Source organism: Natronomonas pharaonis DSM 2160 (genome assembly GCF_000026045.1).
Taxonomy (GTDB): domain Archaea; phylum Halobacteriota; class Halobacteria; order Halobacteriales; family Haloarculaceae; genus Natronomonas; species Natronomonas pharaonis.
Map to the genome: position 1 here is coordinate 1785347 of NC_007426.1, position 16499 is coordinate 1801845.

15 protein-coding genes, 2 tRNA genes and 2 pseudogenes are annotated in these 16499 nt (G+C 63.1%); 10 read left to right on the forward strand and 9 right to left on the reverse strand.

Features of this window, described 5'->3' with window-relative positions:
* Positions 1–252 precede the first annotated feature (252 nt).
* The 3 genes from NP_RS09135 to trxA all read right to left on the reverse strand — a co-directional run bounded on the left by NP_RS09135 (position 253) and on the right by trxA (position 2468).
* On the reverse strand, positions 253–1035 hold the full coding sequence (locus NP_RS09135; RefSeq protein ID WP_011323559.1) for a GIDE domain-containing protein: 783 nt from the start codon (positions 1033–1035) through the stop codon (positions 253–255).
* Positions 1036–1191: 156 nt separating this feature from the next.
* Positions 1192–2001 carry an SDR family oxidoreductase gene (locus NP_RS09140; RefSeq protein WP_011323560.1) on the reverse strand — a complete coding sequence of 270 codons (810 nt, stop codon included), beginning with the start codon at positions 1999–2001 and terminating at the stop codon, positions 1192–1194.
* A gap of 80 nt (positions 2002–2081) precedes the next feature.
* Positions 2082–2468 (reverse strand): thioredoxin, encoded by a 387-nt coding sequence (gene trxA / locus NP_RS09145; protein ID WP_049939625.1) that lies wholly within the window; start codon positions 2466–2468, stop codon positions 2082–2084.
* Between the two features lie 187 nt (positions 2469–2655).
* On the opposite strand from trxA, the gene NP_RS09150 reads away from it, so the two are divergent.
* Complete coding sequence (locus NP_RS09150; RefSeq protein ID WP_011323562.1) at positions 2656–2946, forward strand: PRC-barrel domain-containing protein; 291 nt, start codon at positions 2656–2658, stop codon at positions 2944–2946.
* Here NP_RS09150 and NP_RS09155 read toward each other — a convergent pair.
* The gene (locus NP_RS09155; protein WP_011323563.1) at positions 2943–4397 is read right to left on the reverse strand and encodes a DHH family phosphoesterase; all 1455 of its coding nucleotides are present in this window, start codon (positions 4395–4397) and stop codon (positions 2943–2945) included. The two genes, NP_RS09150 and NP_RS09155, sit on opposite strands and share 4 nt — an antisense overlap.
* 120 nt (positions 4398–4517) lie before the next feature.
* On the opposite strand from NP_RS09155, the gene NP_RS09160 reads away from it, so the two are divergent.
* Together NP_RS09160 and NP_RS09165 are read left to right on the forward strand one after the other, a co-directional pair.
* Positions 4518–4591: transfer RNA gene (locus NP_RS09160), tRNA-Lys, on the forward strand.
* A gap of 207 nt (positions 4592–4798) precedes the next feature.
* A pseudogene (locus NP_RS09165) lies at positions 4799–6121 on the forward strand (molybdopterin oxidoreductase family protein); the annotation flags it as partial.
* Positions 6122–6137: 16 nt separating this feature from the next.
* Here the strand turns inward: NP_RS09165 and NP_RS09170 are convergent.
* Both NP_RS09170 and NP_RS14170 read right to left on the reverse strand, forming a co-directional pair.
* On the reverse strand, positions 6138–7376 hold the full coding sequence (locus tag NP_RS09170; protein ID WP_011323565.1) for an RNA-guided endonuclease InsQ/TnpB family protein: 1239 nt from the start codon (positions 7374–7376) through the stop codon (positions 6138–6140).
* Positions 7377–7381: 5 nt separating this feature from the next.
* The gene (locus NP_RS14170) at positions 7382–7510 is read right to left on the reverse strand and encodes an AbrB/MazE/SpoVT family DNA-binding domain-containing protein (protein WP_083761678.1); all 129 of its coding nucleotides are present in this window, start codon (positions 7508–7510) and stop codon (positions 7382–7384) included.
* 84 nt (positions 7511–7594) lie between these two features.
* On the opposite strand from NP_RS14170, the pseudogene NP_RS09175 reads away from it, so the two are divergent.
* Positions 7595–8419, forward strand: a pseudogene (locus NP_RS09175) (molybdopterin oxidoreductase family protein); the annotation flags it as partial.
* A gap of 27 nt (positions 8420–8446) precedes the next feature.
* On the opposite strand, the gene NP_RS09180 reads toward NP_RS09175, so the two are convergent.
* Positions 8447–9139, reverse strand: coding sequence for a triose-phosphate isomerase (locus tag NP_RS09180; protein WP_011323566.1), 693 nt, complete (start codon positions 9137–9139; stop codon positions 8447–8449).
* Positions 9140–9277: 138 nt separating this feature from the next.
* Positions 9278–9362, reverse strand: a tRNA-Leu gene (locus NP_RS09185).
* Between the two features lie 80 nt (positions 9363–9442).
* Between NP_RS09185 and NP_RS09190 the strand changes: the two genes are divergently transcribed.
* The 6 genes from NP_RS09190 to NP_RS09215 all read left to right on the forward strand — a co-directional run bounded on the left by NP_RS09190 (position 9443) and on the right by NP_RS09215 (position 16024).
* Complete coding sequence (locus NP_RS09190) at positions 9443–9751, forward strand: transcription initiation factor IIB family protein (RefSeq protein ID WP_011323567.1); 309 nt, start codon at positions 9443–9445, stop codon at positions 9749–9751.
* Positions 9752–9841: 90 nt separating this feature from the next.
* Complete coding sequence (locus NP_RS09195) at positions 9842–12715, forward strand: oligosaccharyl transferase, archaeosortase A system-associated (RefSeq protein ID WP_011323568.1); 2874 nt, start codon at positions 9842–9844, stop codon at positions 12713–12715.
* A gap of 5 nt (positions 12716–12720) precedes the next feature.
* Entirely contained in the window at positions 12721–13698 is a 978-nt protein-coding gene (locus NP_RS09200) for a DUF368 domain-containing protein (RefSeq protein WP_011323569.1), read from the forward strand.
* 24 nt (positions 13699–13722) lie between these two features.
* Positions 13723–14301 (forward strand): rhomboid family intramembrane serine protease, encoded by a 579-nt coding sequence (locus NP_RS09205; protein ID WP_011323570.1) that lies wholly within the window; start codon positions 13723–13725, stop codon positions 14299–14301.
* 54 nt (positions 14302–14355) lie between these two features.
* Positions 14356–15066, forward strand: coding sequence for an RNase P subunit p30 family protein (locus tag NP_RS09210; RefSeq protein WP_011323571.1), 711 nt, complete (start codon positions 14356–14358; stop codon positions 15064–15066).
* Positions 15067–15097: 31 nt separating this feature from the next.
* Positions 15098–16024, forward strand: coding sequence for a hypothetical protein (locus tag NP_RS09215; RefSeq protein WP_049939627.1), 927 nt, complete (start codon positions 15098–15100; stop codon positions 16022–16024).
* Here NP_RS09215 and NP_RS09220 read toward each other — a convergent pair whose 3' ends face one another.
* A complete protein-coding gene (locus NP_RS09220; protein ID WP_011323573.1) occupies positions 16025–16486 on the reverse strand; it encodes a hypothetical protein in 462 nt (153 codons plus the stop codon). It lies immediately after the preceding gene.
* Between the last annotated feature and the right edge of the window lie 13 nt (positions 16487–16499).

The window sequence follows — 16499 nt, forward strand, 5'->3', positions numbered from 1 at the left end:
AGAGACCGCTCGCCGGACTCGGCGGTGGGCGACCGGCTACGTACACGACCGTCTGTGACGGACGCCACACCGACGGTGTCGGTGGGCTAGCGGTCGAGGTCTGCCAAGGCCCGTGAAGGCGACGAACGCCCACAGCGAGCCCGGGCAGCCGAACCGCCAGCGACTGCCGGTCGCCCACCCGAGACCGGGGCGACCGTTGCTCGGTTACTCCCGGCTTTGTCCCCCTCGCTTAAAAAGCCGTGGGTCGACGCCTCAGAACAGAGACGCCACGAAGAACGTCGCTCCGAGGGCCACAGTTATAGCTCCCGCGAGGAGCCGCGTCTCGGCGTCACGGCGGGAGGCGATGACATCTGCCTCGTCGCCATCGGCGACAATGAACAGTTCGGCGTCACGGTGGCCGTCGTCCGCCGTCTCCCGTATCTCGTGGGCGACATCGCCGAACGACCGGCTGTCGGTTCTGGTCGCAGTCCCGTGGACGTAGACCTCCTCACCCGGGCGAAGGAGCCGCTGGTGATAGCGCCGGTCGCCCGCTTCGTTGCCCCATCCAAACGACGGTAGCAACGACCCGGTCGCCTCTCCCGGCGTCGAATCGCGTTCGAGAAATTGTTTCACCGTCGCGGGCGGCTCGTCGTCGATTTCGACCGTCTCAGTCCGCCACGGGTCGGTTAGCTCGATAGATGCGCCTTCGGGGGCAACACGAACGGTCCCGGTTCCGTCGTCGACAGCAAACGGAACCGCGACCGTTCCGGTATCGAGCGTCTGCCACGAGGAGTTATCTCCCGAGGTGTCCCACTCCTCAATCTGCCATTCGGCGAGCAAACACGACGCGTCGGTAAACGGTGCGGTGAGCGTCCGGTCGTCATCGGTAACCGCTGTGCCGGATACCTCTGTCGGACCGGGCGTCACCGACAGCGCATCGGTCGTCTCCCGGGCGGCGATTGTCTGCCGCTCCTGACGGCGTTGCCAGCCGCTCCATCCCAGCCAGACGCCGCCACCGGCAAACAGCAAACCGAGTACCATGCCAACAGCGCTCATTGCTGGCCTCCAGTCGAGGGGGGCAACCTGACGGGGTGACAGAGCGATGCGTTCGAGGACCGTTCGAATCGGGGACCCATCGACCGCTGGGTCAGCGGCCGGGCAGAAACGGTTTGTGGTCGAGTAGTTGTCATGGCATTCCTGAAGCCGTTTGTCTCAGTACGGCGACGAAAACAGCAGTTGTCCCCCGTCGACCGGATAGTAGCCGCCGGTGACATACGCCGCTGCGGGTGAAGCAAGAAACAGCGCCAGCGACACACAGTCGGCCGGCGTCCCGAAGCGGTCTGCGGGGATGTCCTCAAGCAGTTCCGGCGGGAGTGCTCCGCCCGCCGCCTCGGTGACGCCTTCGGTTTCGATGATGCCCGGGGCTATCGTGTTCGCGCGCACGCCGTGGTCGGCCCATTCGCTGGCGACCGTCTGCATCAGGTTGTGCACCCCGGCCTTTCCGGCTCCGGAGTGGGCATGGAACGGCGCACCGTGGACGGAGTTTGTCGCCCCCATCGACAGCACCACGCCGCCACCGCGCTCGATGAGATGCTCACCGACAGTCATCGTGCAGTAGGCGGTTCCGTCCAAAATCGTGCCGACGACCGCCCGCCAGCCGTTCGGCGACAGCTCCTCGAACGGCGTCACGAAGTTCGCGCCGGCGTTGTTGACGAGTATCGAGATGTCTCCGAGCTCGTCGAGGACGGTGGCTGTCATTTCCTCGACGGCCTCCGGCTTGCGGATATCGACCGTCGTCGCGAAGGCGTCTGCCCCGGCGTCCTCGGCAGCCTCGACGACCGGCCGGAGATGGTCCATGTCGCGCGAGGCGACGGCTACGTCTGCTCCGTGCTCGGCGAACGCAACTGCCATCGCCTTTCCGATGCCGGTCCCGCCACCGGTGATGAGCGCTGTTTCGCCGGCAAGAAGGTCGTCAGCGAAAAGCTCCGTCGTCGGCGGCGTCTGGGGCCACTCGTCGGTCATAGCTGTTCCGTGTTACCGACACACAAAATCGGTTGCGGTGACCAGACCCCGGCAACGTGCAGGGCGTTTGTGCCGCGGGGCTACTGCACTGCGGCGATTTTTTGCTTCAGCGTCGCTTCGTCCTGCATGCCGACCATTCGGTCTTCGACATCGCCGTTGTGGAACAGGTACAGTGTCGGCACGCCCTGGACCTGATACTCGCTTGCGAGGGCTTGGTTGGCGTCGATGTCGACTTTCAGCACCGCCGCATCGGTCTCGGCGGCGACAGCCGATAGCTTCGGGGCGAGCATCTTGCAGGGACCACACCAGTCCGCATAGAAGTCGACCAGTACTGTTTCGTGTTCGTCGAGACGTTCCTCCAGGTGGCCCGGCCCCTCGACGGAAACGGGCTCGTCGGGTGTCGCGGCCCGCGACATGAGCGCTTCGCGTTTCTGTTCCCGTATCGCTTCGAGGTCATCGTCGCTCATGGTCGCCTCTCTGTGGGCGGTTCCGTTAACTCCTTCGGGGGTGTGTCTCCAACGTATCACCTCGTTGCACGTGCAGTATCGCCCGGCCGATAATCAGTGGGCCGACGACCCGATAACCCGACGGCGGGCGTGGTTGCGCTGCCGGGACAGCGAAAACAGTTAAGGGAGCCCCACTCCACCGGCCGCTATGGAGACGGAGTCCGCCCCACAGGAAATCACGTCACTTGTCGGCCGGGAAGTCTACTCGAACAACGGCGTCTTCGTCGGCGAGGTCGAAGACCTACAACTCAACTTGGACCGGGAGTCGGTGACCGGGCTCGCGCTCGGCGAACTCAACCGGGAGCTCTTCGCCGGCCACGTTCCGAGTTCGGACGGCGTTATCGTCCCCTACCGCTGGGTGCGCGCCGTCGGCGACATCATTCTGGTCAACGACGCCGTCGAGAAGATTCAGGAGCCAGAGGAACCGGACGCCGTCTAGCTGCTGTTCGAGCTGTCTCCGCTGCTTCCTTCGACGCCCATCGCCTCGAAGAGCCGCGTCCTGACTGCCTGCTCTGTCAGCTCCAACAGTGTATCGCGGTTGTCGCCGGTGATTTCGAGCCCGGTGAAGATGCCGAGCGGGATTTCGGCCGAAGCGTCGGTTGAGTGACCGCGCACGTCGCCGATTTCGCCAAACGCGTCCTGGAGCACGTTGCCGATGTTGATTCGGATGTCCTTCGAGCGGGCGGCGAGATAGATGGTATCGTCGGCGATGGCGAACACCGCCGAGGTCGTGATGCCTTCGAGGTTCAGCAGGTGTTGAGAGGCCTGCGAGAGCGCATCGCGGTCGCGGATGACGCCGGCGTTCGAGATGAGGTGGGAGCCTTTGACCTCACGGTTGCGAATCGCCTCGGCGAGAACGTCCAGCGTTTCGGGGCTCATCGACGGCGACTCGACCTGTTCGAGGGTATCGTGGTTGGCGAAGGGGTATAGATACGCCGCGGCTGTCAGGTCCGCCGGCGTCGTATCCCGCTTGAAATCCAGCGTCTCGGCGCGAATCCCGTACAGCAGCGCCGTCGCGACTTCCTCGGAGAGGCTGAGGTCGAACTCCTGGATGTATTTTGTCAGAATCGTCGATGTCGAGGAGACGTTCGGCCGGATATCGTTGAACTCGGCCTCGTAGTCGACCTCCGGCTCGAAGTGGTCGATGAGGATATCGACCTCGCCGTCGACGACGGGCTCGGTCGCTTTCGCACAGTCGACGAGCGCGAGCGTGTCGTACTCTTCGAGGTCGGTCTCTCCCAGCGAAACCAGCTCGATGCCGAGCAGGTTGACGAACGCACGGTTCTCCTGATGACCGATTTCGCCCTCGTAGAGGATATCCGCCTCGACATCACGGGCCTCGGCGATAGCCTGTAGCGCGACCGCTGACGCGATAGAGTCCGGCCCCGGCGACCGATGGGCAAGGACCGCCAGCGTCTCTCCGTCGTCGATGATATCCGCAAGCTGTGCGGCCTTGTGCTCAAGTTCCCCCTGTTCAAGCGCCCGCAGCGCCGAGTCGGCGATGACCGCCGAGGGGTTGATGACGACATCCGCGCCGGCTTCCTTGAGTTCATCGGCGGTGACAGGGTCCGACGCCCGGACGATGATGAACTTATCCTCGGCGTGTTCCCGGAGATTTTCGACTGCCACCCGGTTTGCTTCAACATCTGGCGAGAGAATCAAGACGACATCGCGGTCGGCGATGGCCTCGGCGGCCGTCGGGTCCTCGATGTCAGCGGTCCGCGCATCGAGGTCCTGGTCGCGGAGCGCCTCAACGCGGCCCTCGTCGCGGTCGAGAATGAGGACGTCTTTGCCCTCCTCGACCAGCTCCTCGGCGACGGCATGACCGACGCTCCCGCAGCCGAGAATCGCATACGACGACATCGAGGCCATCGAGATGGCACTGCTCATTGTAGCCGGGCTGACGGGCGGCGGCTACTTAAGACGCCCGTCCGTTCATCCGTGGGAGTCATTCCCCTGCCGTCGGCGGAACGCAACCTATTTGGGGCAACCGCAGCAACGTGATATCGAGGGCCGATAGCTCAGCCCGGCAGAGCGTCTGGCTCTTAACCAGACGGTCGGGGGTTCAAATCCCCCTCGGCCCGCTCTCAGTTTTCGGCGTCGGTTTACGTTGGTTTGGAATGCGAGCCACGGCTCCGGTCAAGAGCACCATCCCGATACTCGGGGCTCATCGCCGGTTGCGCGTTCCGATACACGGCTGTGTGAGAACGGTCGGGAGTACTATGGTCCGTGGTTTCTAATGTCATGATAACAGGTGACGTAAATGAGTAAGACATCGCCACCACAGGCCAATGTCCAGTGACCCATCCGAGCCGACCGAAACGATCTGTCCGTACTGCGGCGTCGGCTGTGGCATCAAAATAACACAGGACACGGACGACCCTGGCGACGTGCAGTTCATGCCGTGGGGAGAAGCGCCCGTCAACGAGGGCCGCGTCTGCATCAAAGGGGGTGCAGCGACAGAAGTCATCGACCACGAGGACCGTCTCACTGAGCCGCTGATCAAGGACGGCGAAGAATTCCGTGAAGCCTCTTGGGAAGAGTGCTACGAGTATATCGTTGCTGAACTCGAACGGATTCGCGACGAGTACGGTCCCGACGCGATGGGCTTTTTCGGCTCCTCGAAGACGATGAACGAGGGGAACTACCTCTTCCAGAAGCTGGCGCGGCGGTACGGGACGAACAACGTCGACAACTGCACCCGGATGTGCCATGCGTCGACAGTGTGGGCGCTCCGGACGAGTCTCGGGATGGGTGCGATGACAAACAGCATGGAGGATATTCGGGAGTCGGCCGACCTGCTTTGGATTCAGGGCGCGAACCCGGGCGAACAGCACCCGATCGCGACCAGTCAGTATCTCCGACAGGCCGCCCTCGACGGGGCGACCGTCATTCAGGTCGACCCTCACGCGAACGGAACGACCGAGTCCCTCGAAGTCGAGGCGACCGACCGCCACCAGCATCTTCAGTTGAATCCGGGCACCGACATTCCGTTGCTGAACGTCGTCCTCAAGACCATCCTCGACCACCATGCAGAACATCCAGAGGACGGCTGGGTCGATGCGTCGTTCGTCGAGAGCCGCACCGAAGGCTTCGAAGACCTGCAAGCGACACTCGACGGCTTCGACGCGCAGGCGGCGGCCGAGGAGTGTGGCGTCCCGCTTGAAGACATCCAACGGGCGGCAAAAAAGTACGCTACGGCGGACAACGCGGCCATCTTCACCGGGATGGGGATGAGTCAGCACGCCTGCGGCGTCGACAACGTCCAAAACGAAATCAACCTCGCACTGATTACGGGCAACGTCGGCCGGCCCGGAACGGGCATCAACCCCCTGCGTGGTCAGAACAACGTCCAGGGGACCTGTGACGTGGGCGTGATGCCGAACGTCCTCCCGGGCTACCAGCTCGTTGACGACGATGCGGCTCGCAGCGCCGTTGAAGAAATCTGGGGCTTCGAGATTCCGGACGCCCCCGGGCTGACAAACGTCGAACTCTCCCACGAGTTCGGCGACTCTGTGCATGGCCTCTACGTCATGGGCGAAAACCCCGTGATGAGCGAACCCGACGCCAACCGCGTCGCCGAACGCATCAAGGACCTCGAATTCATGGTCGTGAACTCACCCCGGGGGGTCAAGCCCCGGGGCTTCCTGCTTCAACGACGCGCTTTGCACTCACAGCCTCCCGGTGAGGCGTGAGCGTAGGGAGCGCAGTCTGCACAGGCGTTGATTCGGAGCGTCCCGCCCCTAACTGCTTGAGTCCGCGATAGAGAATATTCTTCGCCGCGTTGAGGTCGCGGGCTTCCGTATGGCCGCACGCTGGACAAGAGTGTTCGCGTACCCAGATTGGCTTGGCTGTTTCGACACCACACACAGCGCACTCTTTGGTTGTTCCTCCCGGCTTCACCGTTTCGACGTGTGTGCCGTGTAGGTCAGCCTTGTACTCCAGCAGTTCGATAAACTGCGACCACGCGGCATCCTGCTTGTTCTTGGCGTTCTGACTGGCTTCCAGCATCGGTTTCACATCCAAGTCTTCGACAGCTACAACATCGTGCTCTGTGACGAGCCACGTCGTCAACTTGTGCTGGTAGTCTCGCACCTTCCGTTTGATTTTTCGTTTCGCTTGGGCAACCTTCTGACGCTGTTTCTCCCAGTTGGCGGAGCCGTGTTCTTTCCGGTCAAGTTTCCGCTGTTCGCGTGCGTAGCGGTCGTACTCATCGGACAGGTCGAGTGTATCAACGGACAGGTTCTCCGAAGTGTGGATGTAGCTGGTGATGCCAAGGTCAACGCCCACGCAGTCCTCGGCTTCAATCTCACTGAGTGGCGGTTTCTCGGGTGTGTCTTCGACAGTGGTGACGAGTGAGACGTACCATTCGCCAGTCGTCTCTTTTTTGAGGATAACCTCGTCAATGTCCTCTTCTGGTGGCACGTCGCGGTCTGCTCGGATTTTGAACCAGCCAATCTTTTCGAGTCGGAGTCGCACGAATCGGTCGTCGCCCGTGTTGTAATCCACGTTGAAGCGACTTGCCTGATTGTACGACACTGACCGAAATTCGCCTGCTCCTTGCCACTGCAACCGCCCAACATCGTAGCCTTCGTTTCGGCGTTCTTGCAGCGTCTCTATGTCGCTGTGAATTTGGCTGATAGCCTGTTGTGCGGCGTGTTGTGACGGGTCGGCAAAGGTCGGCCACTGGTCTGTCCAGTCTTTGAGTTTGCTGTGTTGGTCGTAGTCAGATGGCCTGTCGTTGTAGTCTGCGTTGTAGTAGTCTCGGACAGCGTGATTACGAATCTGCCGGAGAATGTCGATGTGCCGCCACGCTTCGCTTGCCACGTCGTCGGGCAGGTACGCGCGGAAGCGAAGCGTGTGTTTCATCGGTGTTAGTCAAGTTTTTCCACAGTGAGTTTCAACTGGTCGCCTTCTTCCAGATTAAGCCCGTCTCGGACTTCTTCTGGGATTGTAACGACACCGCGCTGTCGCATCTTCGGGTAACATTCCATCTGACCCATACCGTATTATACTGTTTGAATCAGTATAAAGCTGTCGGCTTCAACCCCGGGGTCAAGCCCCGGGGCAGTCGCCTTGTACCGCCTGTACAGGATATCTTCATGACCGAGACGGCAGCATATGCCGACGTGGTACTCCCGGCAACGACTTGGGCCGAGCGGGACGGCACGGTCACCAACACCGACCGTCGCGTCCAGCGAATGCGAGGGGTCGAGAAAGTACACGAAGCAACGAAACACGACTTCGAAATCCTCTCTGCGGTCGGGACACGGCTGTTCGGCGACGGCTTCGACTTCGACGACCCAGCCGAGATATTCGAGGAGCTCCGGGCGGTCTGTCCCATCTATCACGGAATGGCCTACGACCTGCTGGGCGAGACCGGACTCTACTGGCCCTGTCGTGACCCCGGCGACGAAGGCGACCCGTACCTCTACGAAGACGAGTTCGAAACCGACACCGGGCGCGGGACAATCGAGGGCGTCACTCACCAGCCGCCGAAGGAAACGCCGGACGACGAGTATCCGCTCGTCCTGACGACCGCCCGAATCGAGGAACACTACAACACCGGCACGATGAGCCGGCGGTCGCCGACGCTGAATCGGCAGGTTCCGGAGAACTTCGTCGACATACACCCGAACGATGCGGACCGGTACGAAATCGAGGACGGCCAACAGGTCGTACTCCGCTCCCGGCGCGGCGAGATTACGCTCACGGCGCAGGTCACCGAGGACATCACGGAGGGGACGGTGTGGACGACGCCACACTTCGCGTCGGCACCCGCGAACGTGCTCACGAACGACGCACTTGACGAGCGGGCGAAGATTCCTGAATACAAGGCGGCAGCCGCCGAAGTGGAGGTGGGAATCGAACCCGCCGAGCCGGACGGCGGAACGGAACCGGCCGAGGACTGAACGGGCGGCACAGCCGACGGTTCGTACCTACCTCGGCTCGGCTTCGGTGAGGGCGGTCGCTATCTCCGACAGCCACGCCGACCGGTCGCTCGCGTCGACAAACGCCGACGCCGCGCCGGCAGCATCGGCTCCGCATTCGAGGCTCGCCGCTACGTCCGCCGCCGTGGTGATACCGCCACCGAGGAGTACCCGAGTGTCGGGACGTTCCGCTTGGACCATCGAAACGAACGCCTCGACACGTTCCGGGTCCGTCCGTGCCAGCGCACGGTCGCTCGCAATGTCCGCCGGGTTCTCAAACAACAGACAGTCGGGGTCGAAGGCAACTGCGGCCCGCCCGAGTTCGACGCTGTCGACGCAGACAATCGATTCGAGACCGTGCTCCGCACAGCCGGCGACGATGTCGCCGACATCGCCGAATGCATCTTGGCTCTCAGGATGGTTTATCAGCGCGCCCGATGCTCCCGCCTCGGCAACTGACGCGAGCGATATGTTGCCGTTTCCGCGCCCGGCCGCTGTCGAATCGACTGACTGGGCGACGACCGGTAGGTCAGTCGCTTCGGCTATCCGGTAGATATCCGGTGTTTGTGGGGCGACGGCAAACGACGCGCCAGTCTGTTGTCGGACGGCGTCGATGGTCGTTGCCAATTCGAGGCCGTCTGTTCCTGCCGTTCCCTCGTAGGTCTTGTAATTAACCAGAAAGCACGGATAGGTGAGCGACATTGTGTGGGTCGACACGGGGGCGCGGTTTGAGGGTTGTGGCAACCTGAGCGGAGAATGTGTGGGACCGGATTTGAACCGGAGGAAGACACGGACCTGCTCTTTCCTTCGTCTTCTCGCTTCGCTCGAAAACTCAGTCAGTGCGCGGGACCGGATTTGAACCGGCGGACCCCTACGGGACAGCGTCCTAAGCGCTGCGCCTTTGGCCTGGCTCGGCAACCCGCGCTCGGCCCATCCTACTGGAGTCGGCTAAAAATAGCTGTCGGGTCGGAACGGTTTATACGGCTGGAGGGCGAGCAGGCGTGTATGTATCGTGCCCGCGACCACGTCGAAAACGAGCAGTGGCTGGCAGCCATCGACGACGCCGCCGAGCGGCTCGACCTCGGGAGCGAGGCGAAGTCACGGGCAACGGACCTGTTTCTGTCGACGGTACCCGAGGAGGACCGTTCAAAACAGGCCGTCGTCGCTGCCAGCCTCTATGCCGGCGCGCTCATTGCGGGCGACCAGCGCTCGCAGTCGGACGTCGCCGATGCGGTCGGCGTGTCGCGGCTAACCGTGCAGAACCGCTGGCGGGAGCTGCTGTCCGAGGCGGGGCTTGAGCCGCCGCAGTGGTAACCGGCGGGTAGTGGTGGCGGCCAGTTGTTTCGGCGCTCGTCCGAACCTAATGGAAAAGGCTTATGCGCGTTTTGACAGTGGGTCTGACCAATGAGTCAGCGGTTAGATGAGTTCGAAGAGCGGCTCGAAGCCTACGAGTCGCAAATCGACACCGTATACCGACTGTATCACATCCCCGTTCTCGCTGTCCTCATGGCGTTCATGCTGTGGGTTCGGATTCGAGACTACGGGCGACACATCGCGGCGGATGGGACCGTCCTCTACCGCGGGAACGACCCCTACTACCACTACCGGACGACAAACTACGTCCTGGAAAACTACCCGTTCAATATGCCGTTCGACCCGTGGACGAGCTTCGATACCGGCACCCGGGTCGGCCAGTTTGGGACCATTCTCGACCAGCTTGTTGCCACGGCGGCGCTCATCGTCGGCCTCGGCTCGCCGTCCGAGGAGACGGTTATTCTGACGACGCTGTTTTCGGGGCCGGTGCTGGCAGCGCTGTGTGCAATTCCGCTGTACTTCATCGGGAAGCGTCTCGGTGGCCGCTTCGGCGGTATCATCGCTGTCGTCGTTTTGGCGCTGACAGCTGGACAGTTCCTTACCCGGAGTGTGGCCGGCTACTACGGCCACCACGTTACTGAAGTGCTGTTTACGCTCATTGCGCTGCTCGTTGGGATGAAGATGGTCGCCGTCGCCCAGCGCGAAAAGCCGATTTACGAGTTCGTCCGCACCCGCGAGTTCGACCTGCTCCGTGAACCGGTGCTGTGGGGTGCAGCCTTCGGTGTGACGCTGGTCGTGGCGATACTAAACTGGCCGCCAGCGGTCTTCCTCTTCGGCGTCTTCGCGGCCTTCCTGTTCGTCCAGCTCTCGCTGGAGTTCATCCGGGGCCACAGTCCGGACCACATCGCCATCCCCTCGGTCGTCGCGATGGTCGCCACGGCGGTGCTGTTGCTGCCATTTATCCAGACGACGGAACTGACAGTCACCGACTACTCGGTGTTCCACTTGGCGTTCGCGCTCGGCGTCGCGGCCGGCGCTGTTGTGATGGCCGGGGTCGCGCGTCTCTGGGAGCGCCGCGATATCGCCCGTGCGGCGTATCCGGCCGGCGTCGTTGGCGTCGGACTCATCGGCGTCGCTGTCATCGCTGTTGCCCTCCCCAGCGTGTTCGACTTCCTCATCTCACAGGTTGAGCGGGTCGCGGGCTTCGGTGCGACAGACACCCGAGCGACGATTGGTGAGGCGCAGGCCCCCGATAGCCCGGTCAGCTTCTTCTTTGCGAACTACGGGCTCGGCATCTACACGGCGCTTGCTGGCTTTGGGCTGCTGCTCTACCGTGTGTTCTCCACGAAGCGTCCGCAGGCTGAGTACCTCCTCATCGCCGTCTTCTCGGCGTTCATGCTCGCCTTCACGCTCACACAGGTACGGTTCGACTACTACTTCGTTATCGCGGTCGGTGCCGGCAACGCCTATCTCGTCGGTTGGGTCTACCAGTACGTCGACCTCGATAACGTCCGTCAGGACTTTACGAACATTCAGCCCTACCAGATTCTCATCGTTATCGCCATCCTGTTCGTCATCGCCGGCGTGCCGCTGGTGACTGGCGCAACACTCGCGACGGCGGATGACGCGTCGCAGCCGGGCGAAATGGAACAGTGGACCGATAGCCTCGATTGGCTCTCCGAGGAAACGCCCGAACCCGGGGCGTACGGAACGGGTGATGACCCGCGGCTTGACTACTACGGCACCTACGAGCCGACCGACGACTTCGAGTACGAGGCCGGCGAGTACGGCGTCCTGTCGTGGTGGGACTACGGCCACTATATCACTACCCGCGGCGAACGGATTCCGGTCGCTAACCCGTTCCAGCACCACGCGACCGAGTCCGCCGACTTCCTGCTTGCCGACGACGAGGACGAGGCACTCGACCTCCTCGATGAAAACCACGGCGATGGTGAGGGCGTCCAGTACGTGATGGTCGACTACCAGCTCGGCTACGCCGGCACGCAGAAATACGGCGCACCGACGGCCTTCGAGTCCGAACACGACATCAGCGACGGCGATGTCGGCATACAGGTTATCAACCCCGAGACCGGCGAATTCGTCTACGGGGCACACACACAGCGCGGCTACGACAGTATGCGGGTCCAGCTCTACCAGCACCACGGGAGTGCACAGGAGCCAGCAAGCTTCACGCTCCAACTCGGTGAATACGACGAAGCAAGTGGTATTGCGACGATTCCGGAAGGTGCACAGCCCGATGACCTCATACAGGAGCACGCAAGCCCTGAAGAGGCCCGTGAAGCCGCCCAAGCGCCGAACGTCATCCACGGCGGCGTTCTCGGGCAGCCGGGCGAGCGGACGGAAGCACTTGAACACTTCCGACTCGTCCACGCTGGCGGTCCGGTTCAGCCGTCGATGTTCGAGCTGCTCATGACACAGCAGGTCGGGGCCGGCGACCAGTGGGTCAAGACGTTCGAGCGCGTTGACGGCGCGACCATCGAAGGCACCGGCCCTGCGGAAAGCGAAATCCAAGCGGCCGTTGAGATAGATGATGGTACTGGCGAAGCGTTCACCTACACCCAGTTCGCCGAAACCGACGCTGACGGGAACTTCGAGATGACGGTCCCGTACGCGACAACCGGCTACGATGAGTACGGCGTCGAAGAGGGGTACACCAACACTGACGTCCGCGCAAACACCACCTACCAGTTCATCGAGATGGAGGAAGGAATGATCGCTGAAGCCGATGTCTCCGAGGCGCAGGTCATCGGCGAGGACGACTCGCCGGTCGCAGTCGAGATGGAGCCATTCGAAGAGTCCGACCTCACTGACCCTGCTCCGGACGGCGATGTTACCGCACCCCCTGAAGAGGACGCAGCCGATGAGGAGATGGTCGCCGGTTCGGTAGACGGTGATGAGACGGCTGACGGAGAAACGGGCGACGACGAGACGGCCGAAGAGTAGAGTAAATGAGCGCCACGCCCACAGGCGCCCGCGCGTGGCTTGCGGTGTATCTCAAGGGCGTCTGCATGGGCGCGGCAGACACTGTCCCCGGCGTCTCGGGCGGCACTATCGCGGTTGTACTCGGCATCTACGAGCGGCTTATCGCTGCGCTGACATCGCTTGACCCGAAAGCGGCGACGACGCTACGGGAGATACACACCGCAAACGGCCGGGCGCGGCTGGCGGCAGAACTTGTCCGTATGGACGTCCCGTTTTTGCTCGTGCTCGGTGCCGGCGTGCTCTCAGCGGCCGCGACGGTTGCGACGGCAATGAACGTCGCCGTCACGCAGTATCCTGCGCCGACGTACGCCTTCTTCTTCGGTCTCATCGCCGCATCGGCTGTCGTGTTGTACCGATATGTCGACGCGGGGACGCCGGGACGGCTGCTCGCGGCCGGTGTCGGCTTCGTGTTCGCGTTCGTGGTTACCGACCCGTCGCTCGCTGGCGACATGCCCGCGACCGCGCCGATGCTGTTTGTCGCCGGCGCGATTGCGGTGTCGGCAATGGTACTTCCCGGCGTCTCCGGGGCGTTTCTATTGCTCGTGTTGGGTCAATACGAGTACGTCAGTGGGATTCCACGGCGGTTCGTCGAAGGATTGCTGTCCGGCGGCGGCGAGACCTTCATCGAGGCCGCGGTCGCGTTCGGGGTCTTCCTCGGAGGTGCGCTTGTCGGGCTGTTTACGGTTGCCTATGCCGTTCGTGCGGCACTCAAGCGGTATCGACAGGCGACGCTCGTCTTCCTCGTTAGCCTGATGGTGGGGGCGCTCCGTCTGCCGGTCCACGAGATGGCCGTCGGCGTTGAGACGCGGCCGTTCGATATGGCGGTGCTCGGTATCGACACGGTGCCGACACCGCGTTCGGGCGCTATCGTCGCTGTTGCTGCCGCCTTGGGGGTTGCTGCAGTCATGGTACTGGACCGGTACACCGAAGACCTACAATACTAACAGGGTGAGGACGTACGCTCCTGTATGTCTTCCCGTCCGACGCTGCAGGCGCTTGCGGCCTGCGTCGTCGTGTTTCTCCTCCAGCAGGCGGGCGGTGCCGTCGGGCTCGGCGATGCGGTGTTCGCGCTGGCGCTGCCGCTTTCGTCGCAGCCGTGGACGCTCGTCGTCAGCGTCTACGCTCACGGCGGCCTCACTCACCTGCTTGCCAACGCCGTCGCACTCGTCCTCATCGGCCCACTCGTTGCCCGCGTTACCACGCCAGCCCGGTTCCACGCGTTCTTCATTATCACGGGCGCGCTCGCTGGCATCGCACAGGTGCTCGTACTCATGCCGTTCGGCGGCGGTGCGGTGCTCGGCGCGAGCGGGGCCATTTTCGCGCTGTTCGGCTACCTACTCGTCGGCAACCGGGGAACCGGCCGTCTGCTGTCGGTGGTCGCGCTCGGAACCCGTGGAAAACTCGTTGTGCTCGCTGTGCTCGCTGCGCTGCTCACAGCAGCGACCGCAACGCCGGGGGCGGCGCTTGTCGCCCACTTCGTCGGGTTCGTTCTCGGGGCCGCGGCCGGCGGCTCTCGGCTGTTGCATACGTCCGGTTCGGCCGGCTGAGCGACGGGCTGCCGAGACGCAACACCAAAGGCCGCGCCGGCCACAGCCAAAGCCATGTACGAAGGCGTCCACGCACACCCCGACGGCAACGCAACCGTCGCGCGGTTCGCCGAGACGGCAGCCAGCCGCGGCTACGACGGTATTGTCGTCCGGAATCACGGGGACGCTCAGACCGACTACGACGCCGACGCTGTCGCGGCCGAGTACGGTGTCGAGGTCGTCTCCGGTATCGAAATCCGAACTGACGACACCGCACAGGCCAGTGGGCTGGTCGGCAACTACCGGTCGAAACGCGACATTGTCTGCGTCCACGGGGGGGAGTTGAACCGGTTCGCCGTAGAGGAGCCAAAAGTAGACGTGCTCGCCCACCCGATGCGTGACGGCGACGTAAACCACGTACTCGCCAAAGCGGCCGCGGAAAACGGCGTCCACTTCGAGTTCAATTTCGGTCGGGTACTCAGAGCCGATGGGGGAAAGCGGGTACAGGCGATACAGGGGCTTCGGAAGCTTCGCGAACTCGTCGACCAGTACGATGCCCCATACGTCGTCTCTGCGGACCCCGAATCCCATCTCGAACTGCGGTCCTCGCGGGACCTCGCCGCGGTCGGCGAGACGGTGGGCTTTGACCGTGAGGCCATCACCGACGGCTTGGCCGCGTGGGCCGACATCGTCGAGCGCAATCGTCGACGACGCTCCGCCGCCGTTGTCGAGCCCGGCGTCCGCATCGAGCGTGCTGATGGCGAAACGGACGACAGCCGCGAGTGATTTAAGTCAGCGGGGACAGATGCACCGGTATATGCGCCGCCGCGTCCTGCTCTCACTGGTGTCCGGCACGGCGGCGGCCCTGGCCGGCTGTGCAGATGGGATGGAAGAGGCAAACGATGACGACGGCGGGACGCCAGCCGCAACGCCTGCGGCGGACGATGCGGCGGCTATTCCCGAACCACAGATGACAGTCGAGGTGCCGGACAAGCGCCAGCGCGGCGAACCGTTCTCGGTGCGCCTCACGGCGGAGAACCCGGCTGACGAACCACAGGCAGTCTCCAGACAGGTCTCCGACGTGACCGCTGACGTGACCGTCGGCGAGTTTTCCAGCACACTTCCCCCGGGGGAGACGGTCGTCTGGGAGAGCCCTCCGATTGTCTATCAAACGATACCGGACGACGGCGTCGTCGAACTCGATGTCGGTGGCGACACCGTTTCAGTTCGTATCTTTGAGCCACTCTCCGTTGGGGCGAGCCACACCTACGAGGACGGCGTCACAATCCACGTCGAGGGAATACAGACAGTCCGTGCCTATCCGCATCGAATAGACGACAGACGGCGCTGGCGACACGCCGGAGACGGCGCGCAATACGTGTTCGTCTTTGTTTCAGCAACCGGGGTCCACAGAGACGGCCAAGTCGGGACACCGCCCTCGAAGCGAGGGCTTTTACTCCGCCACGGCGGCCAGGTGTTCCGTCCGCAAACACCGCGGTATACGCCATTGACCGGCGTTCCGGTGCCGTCGGAGTATACCATCGACAGTTGGGGGGCCACCCCGCGGGCTGATGTCTCGGCGTACGACAGCGTTGATATCCGACGGTCGGCACTGGATGGGGAACATCCGGACGAGAATCTCTACCCCGACGCGGCGGCAGCACCCGATGAGACGCTATGGCTCTTTTATGAAGTCTCGACGGAGATACCTGCAACCGGGCTCCGGGTGCTCGCGAGCCGGTAGCTACGCGAGCCGACCGCCGACAGCCGCACCGATGCCGCCGGTAAGCGCGGCGAGTACGGACGCAGCAACGAGCACCGACAGATACGATGTCGTCCACAGCGACCCGGCCGCGGTGCCGAGCGACCCCAGCGCGGCGACGACGAGCCCGAACACGAGTGTTCCGACAAACCCGCCAACCGCGGCGACCTGTATCGACCGAACCGGCTGGAAGATGCCGCGGCCGACGAGCACGCCAGCGAGGGTACTCATTACCGGCGTCAAAGCGAGCACTGTCACGCCGAGCTGTAGCAGCACCGTATTGACAAACGCCGGACCGAGTTCGGCGACCGCATCGCCCGTCGCGGCAGTAATAAAGTACGTGTGCGCCCACCGAGCGCCGAGGAAGGCGAGCACGCCGACCGCGAGGCTCAGACCGCCGTACACCGCCACAAGCCCAACCGCCGTATCCCGCACACGTGTCATTCGTTCACCGATA

What these genes read in the sequence shown, in the direction of transcription:
- trxA (WP_049939625.1), bottom strand. Translation starts at nt 2,468, where the DNA reads ATGAGCGACGATGACCTCGAAGCGATACGGGAACAGAAACGCGAAGCG.
- NP_RS09205 (WP_011323570.1), top strand. Translation starts at nt 13,723, where the DNA reads ATGTCTTCCCGTCCGACGCTGCAGGCGCTTGCGGCCTGCGTCGTCGTG.
- NP_RS09220 (WP_011323573.1), bottom strand. Translation starts at nt 16,486, where the DNA reads ATGACACGTGTGCGGGATACGGCGGTTGGGCTTGTGGCGGTGTACGGC.
- NP_RS09135 (WP_011323559.1), bottom strand. Translation starts at nt 1,035, where the DNA reads ATGAGCGCTGTTGGCATGGTACTCGGTTTGCTGTTTGCCGGTGGCGGC.
- NP_RS09180 (WP_011323566.1), bottom strand. Translation starts at nt 9,139, where the DNA reads ATGTCGCTCACCTATCCGTGCTTTCTGGTTAATTACAAGACCTACGAG.
- NP_RS09190 (WP_011323567.1), top strand. Translation starts at nt 9,443, where the DNA reads ATGTATCGTGCCCGCGACCACGTCGAAAACGAGCAGTGGCTGGCAGCC.
- NP_RS09170 (WP_011323565.1), bottom strand. Translation starts at nt 7,376, where the DNA reads ATGAAACACACGCTTCGCTTCCGCGCGTACCTGCCCGACGACGTGGCA.
- NP_RS09195 (WP_011323568.1), top strand. Translation starts at nt 9,842, where the DNA reads ATGAGTCAGCGGTTAGATGAGTTCGAAGAGCGGCTCGAAGCCTACGAG.
- NP_RS09215 (WP_049939627.1), top strand. Translation starts at nt 15,098, where the DNA reads ATGCGCCGCCGCGTCCTGCTCTCACTGGTGTCCGGCACGGCGGCGGCC.
- NP_RS14170 (WP_083761678.1), bottom strand. Translation starts at nt 7,510, where the DNA reads ATGGGTCAGATGGAATGTTACCCGAAGATGCGACAGCGCGGTGTCGTT.
- NP_RS09150 (WP_011323562.1), top strand. Translation starts at nt 2,656, where the DNA reads ATGGAGACGGAGTCCGCCCCACAGGAAATCACGTCACTTGTCGGCCGG.
- NP_RS09155 (WP_011323563.1), bottom strand. Translation starts at nt 4,397, where the DNA reads ATGAGCAGTGCCATCTCGATGGCCTCGATGTCGTCGTATGCGATTCTC.
- NP_RS09140 (WP_011323560.1), bottom strand. Translation starts at nt 2,001, where the DNA reads ATGACCGACGAGTGGCCCCAGACGCCGCCGACGACGGAGCTTTTCGCT.
- NP_RS09200 (WP_011323569.1), top strand. Translation starts at nt 12,721, where the DNA reads ATGAGCGCCACGCCCACAGGCGCCCGCGCGTGGCTTGCGGTGTATCTC.
- NP_RS09210 (WP_011323571.1), top strand. Translation starts at nt 14,356, where the DNA reads ATGTACGAAGGCGTCCACGCACACCCCGACGGCAACGCAACCGTCGCG.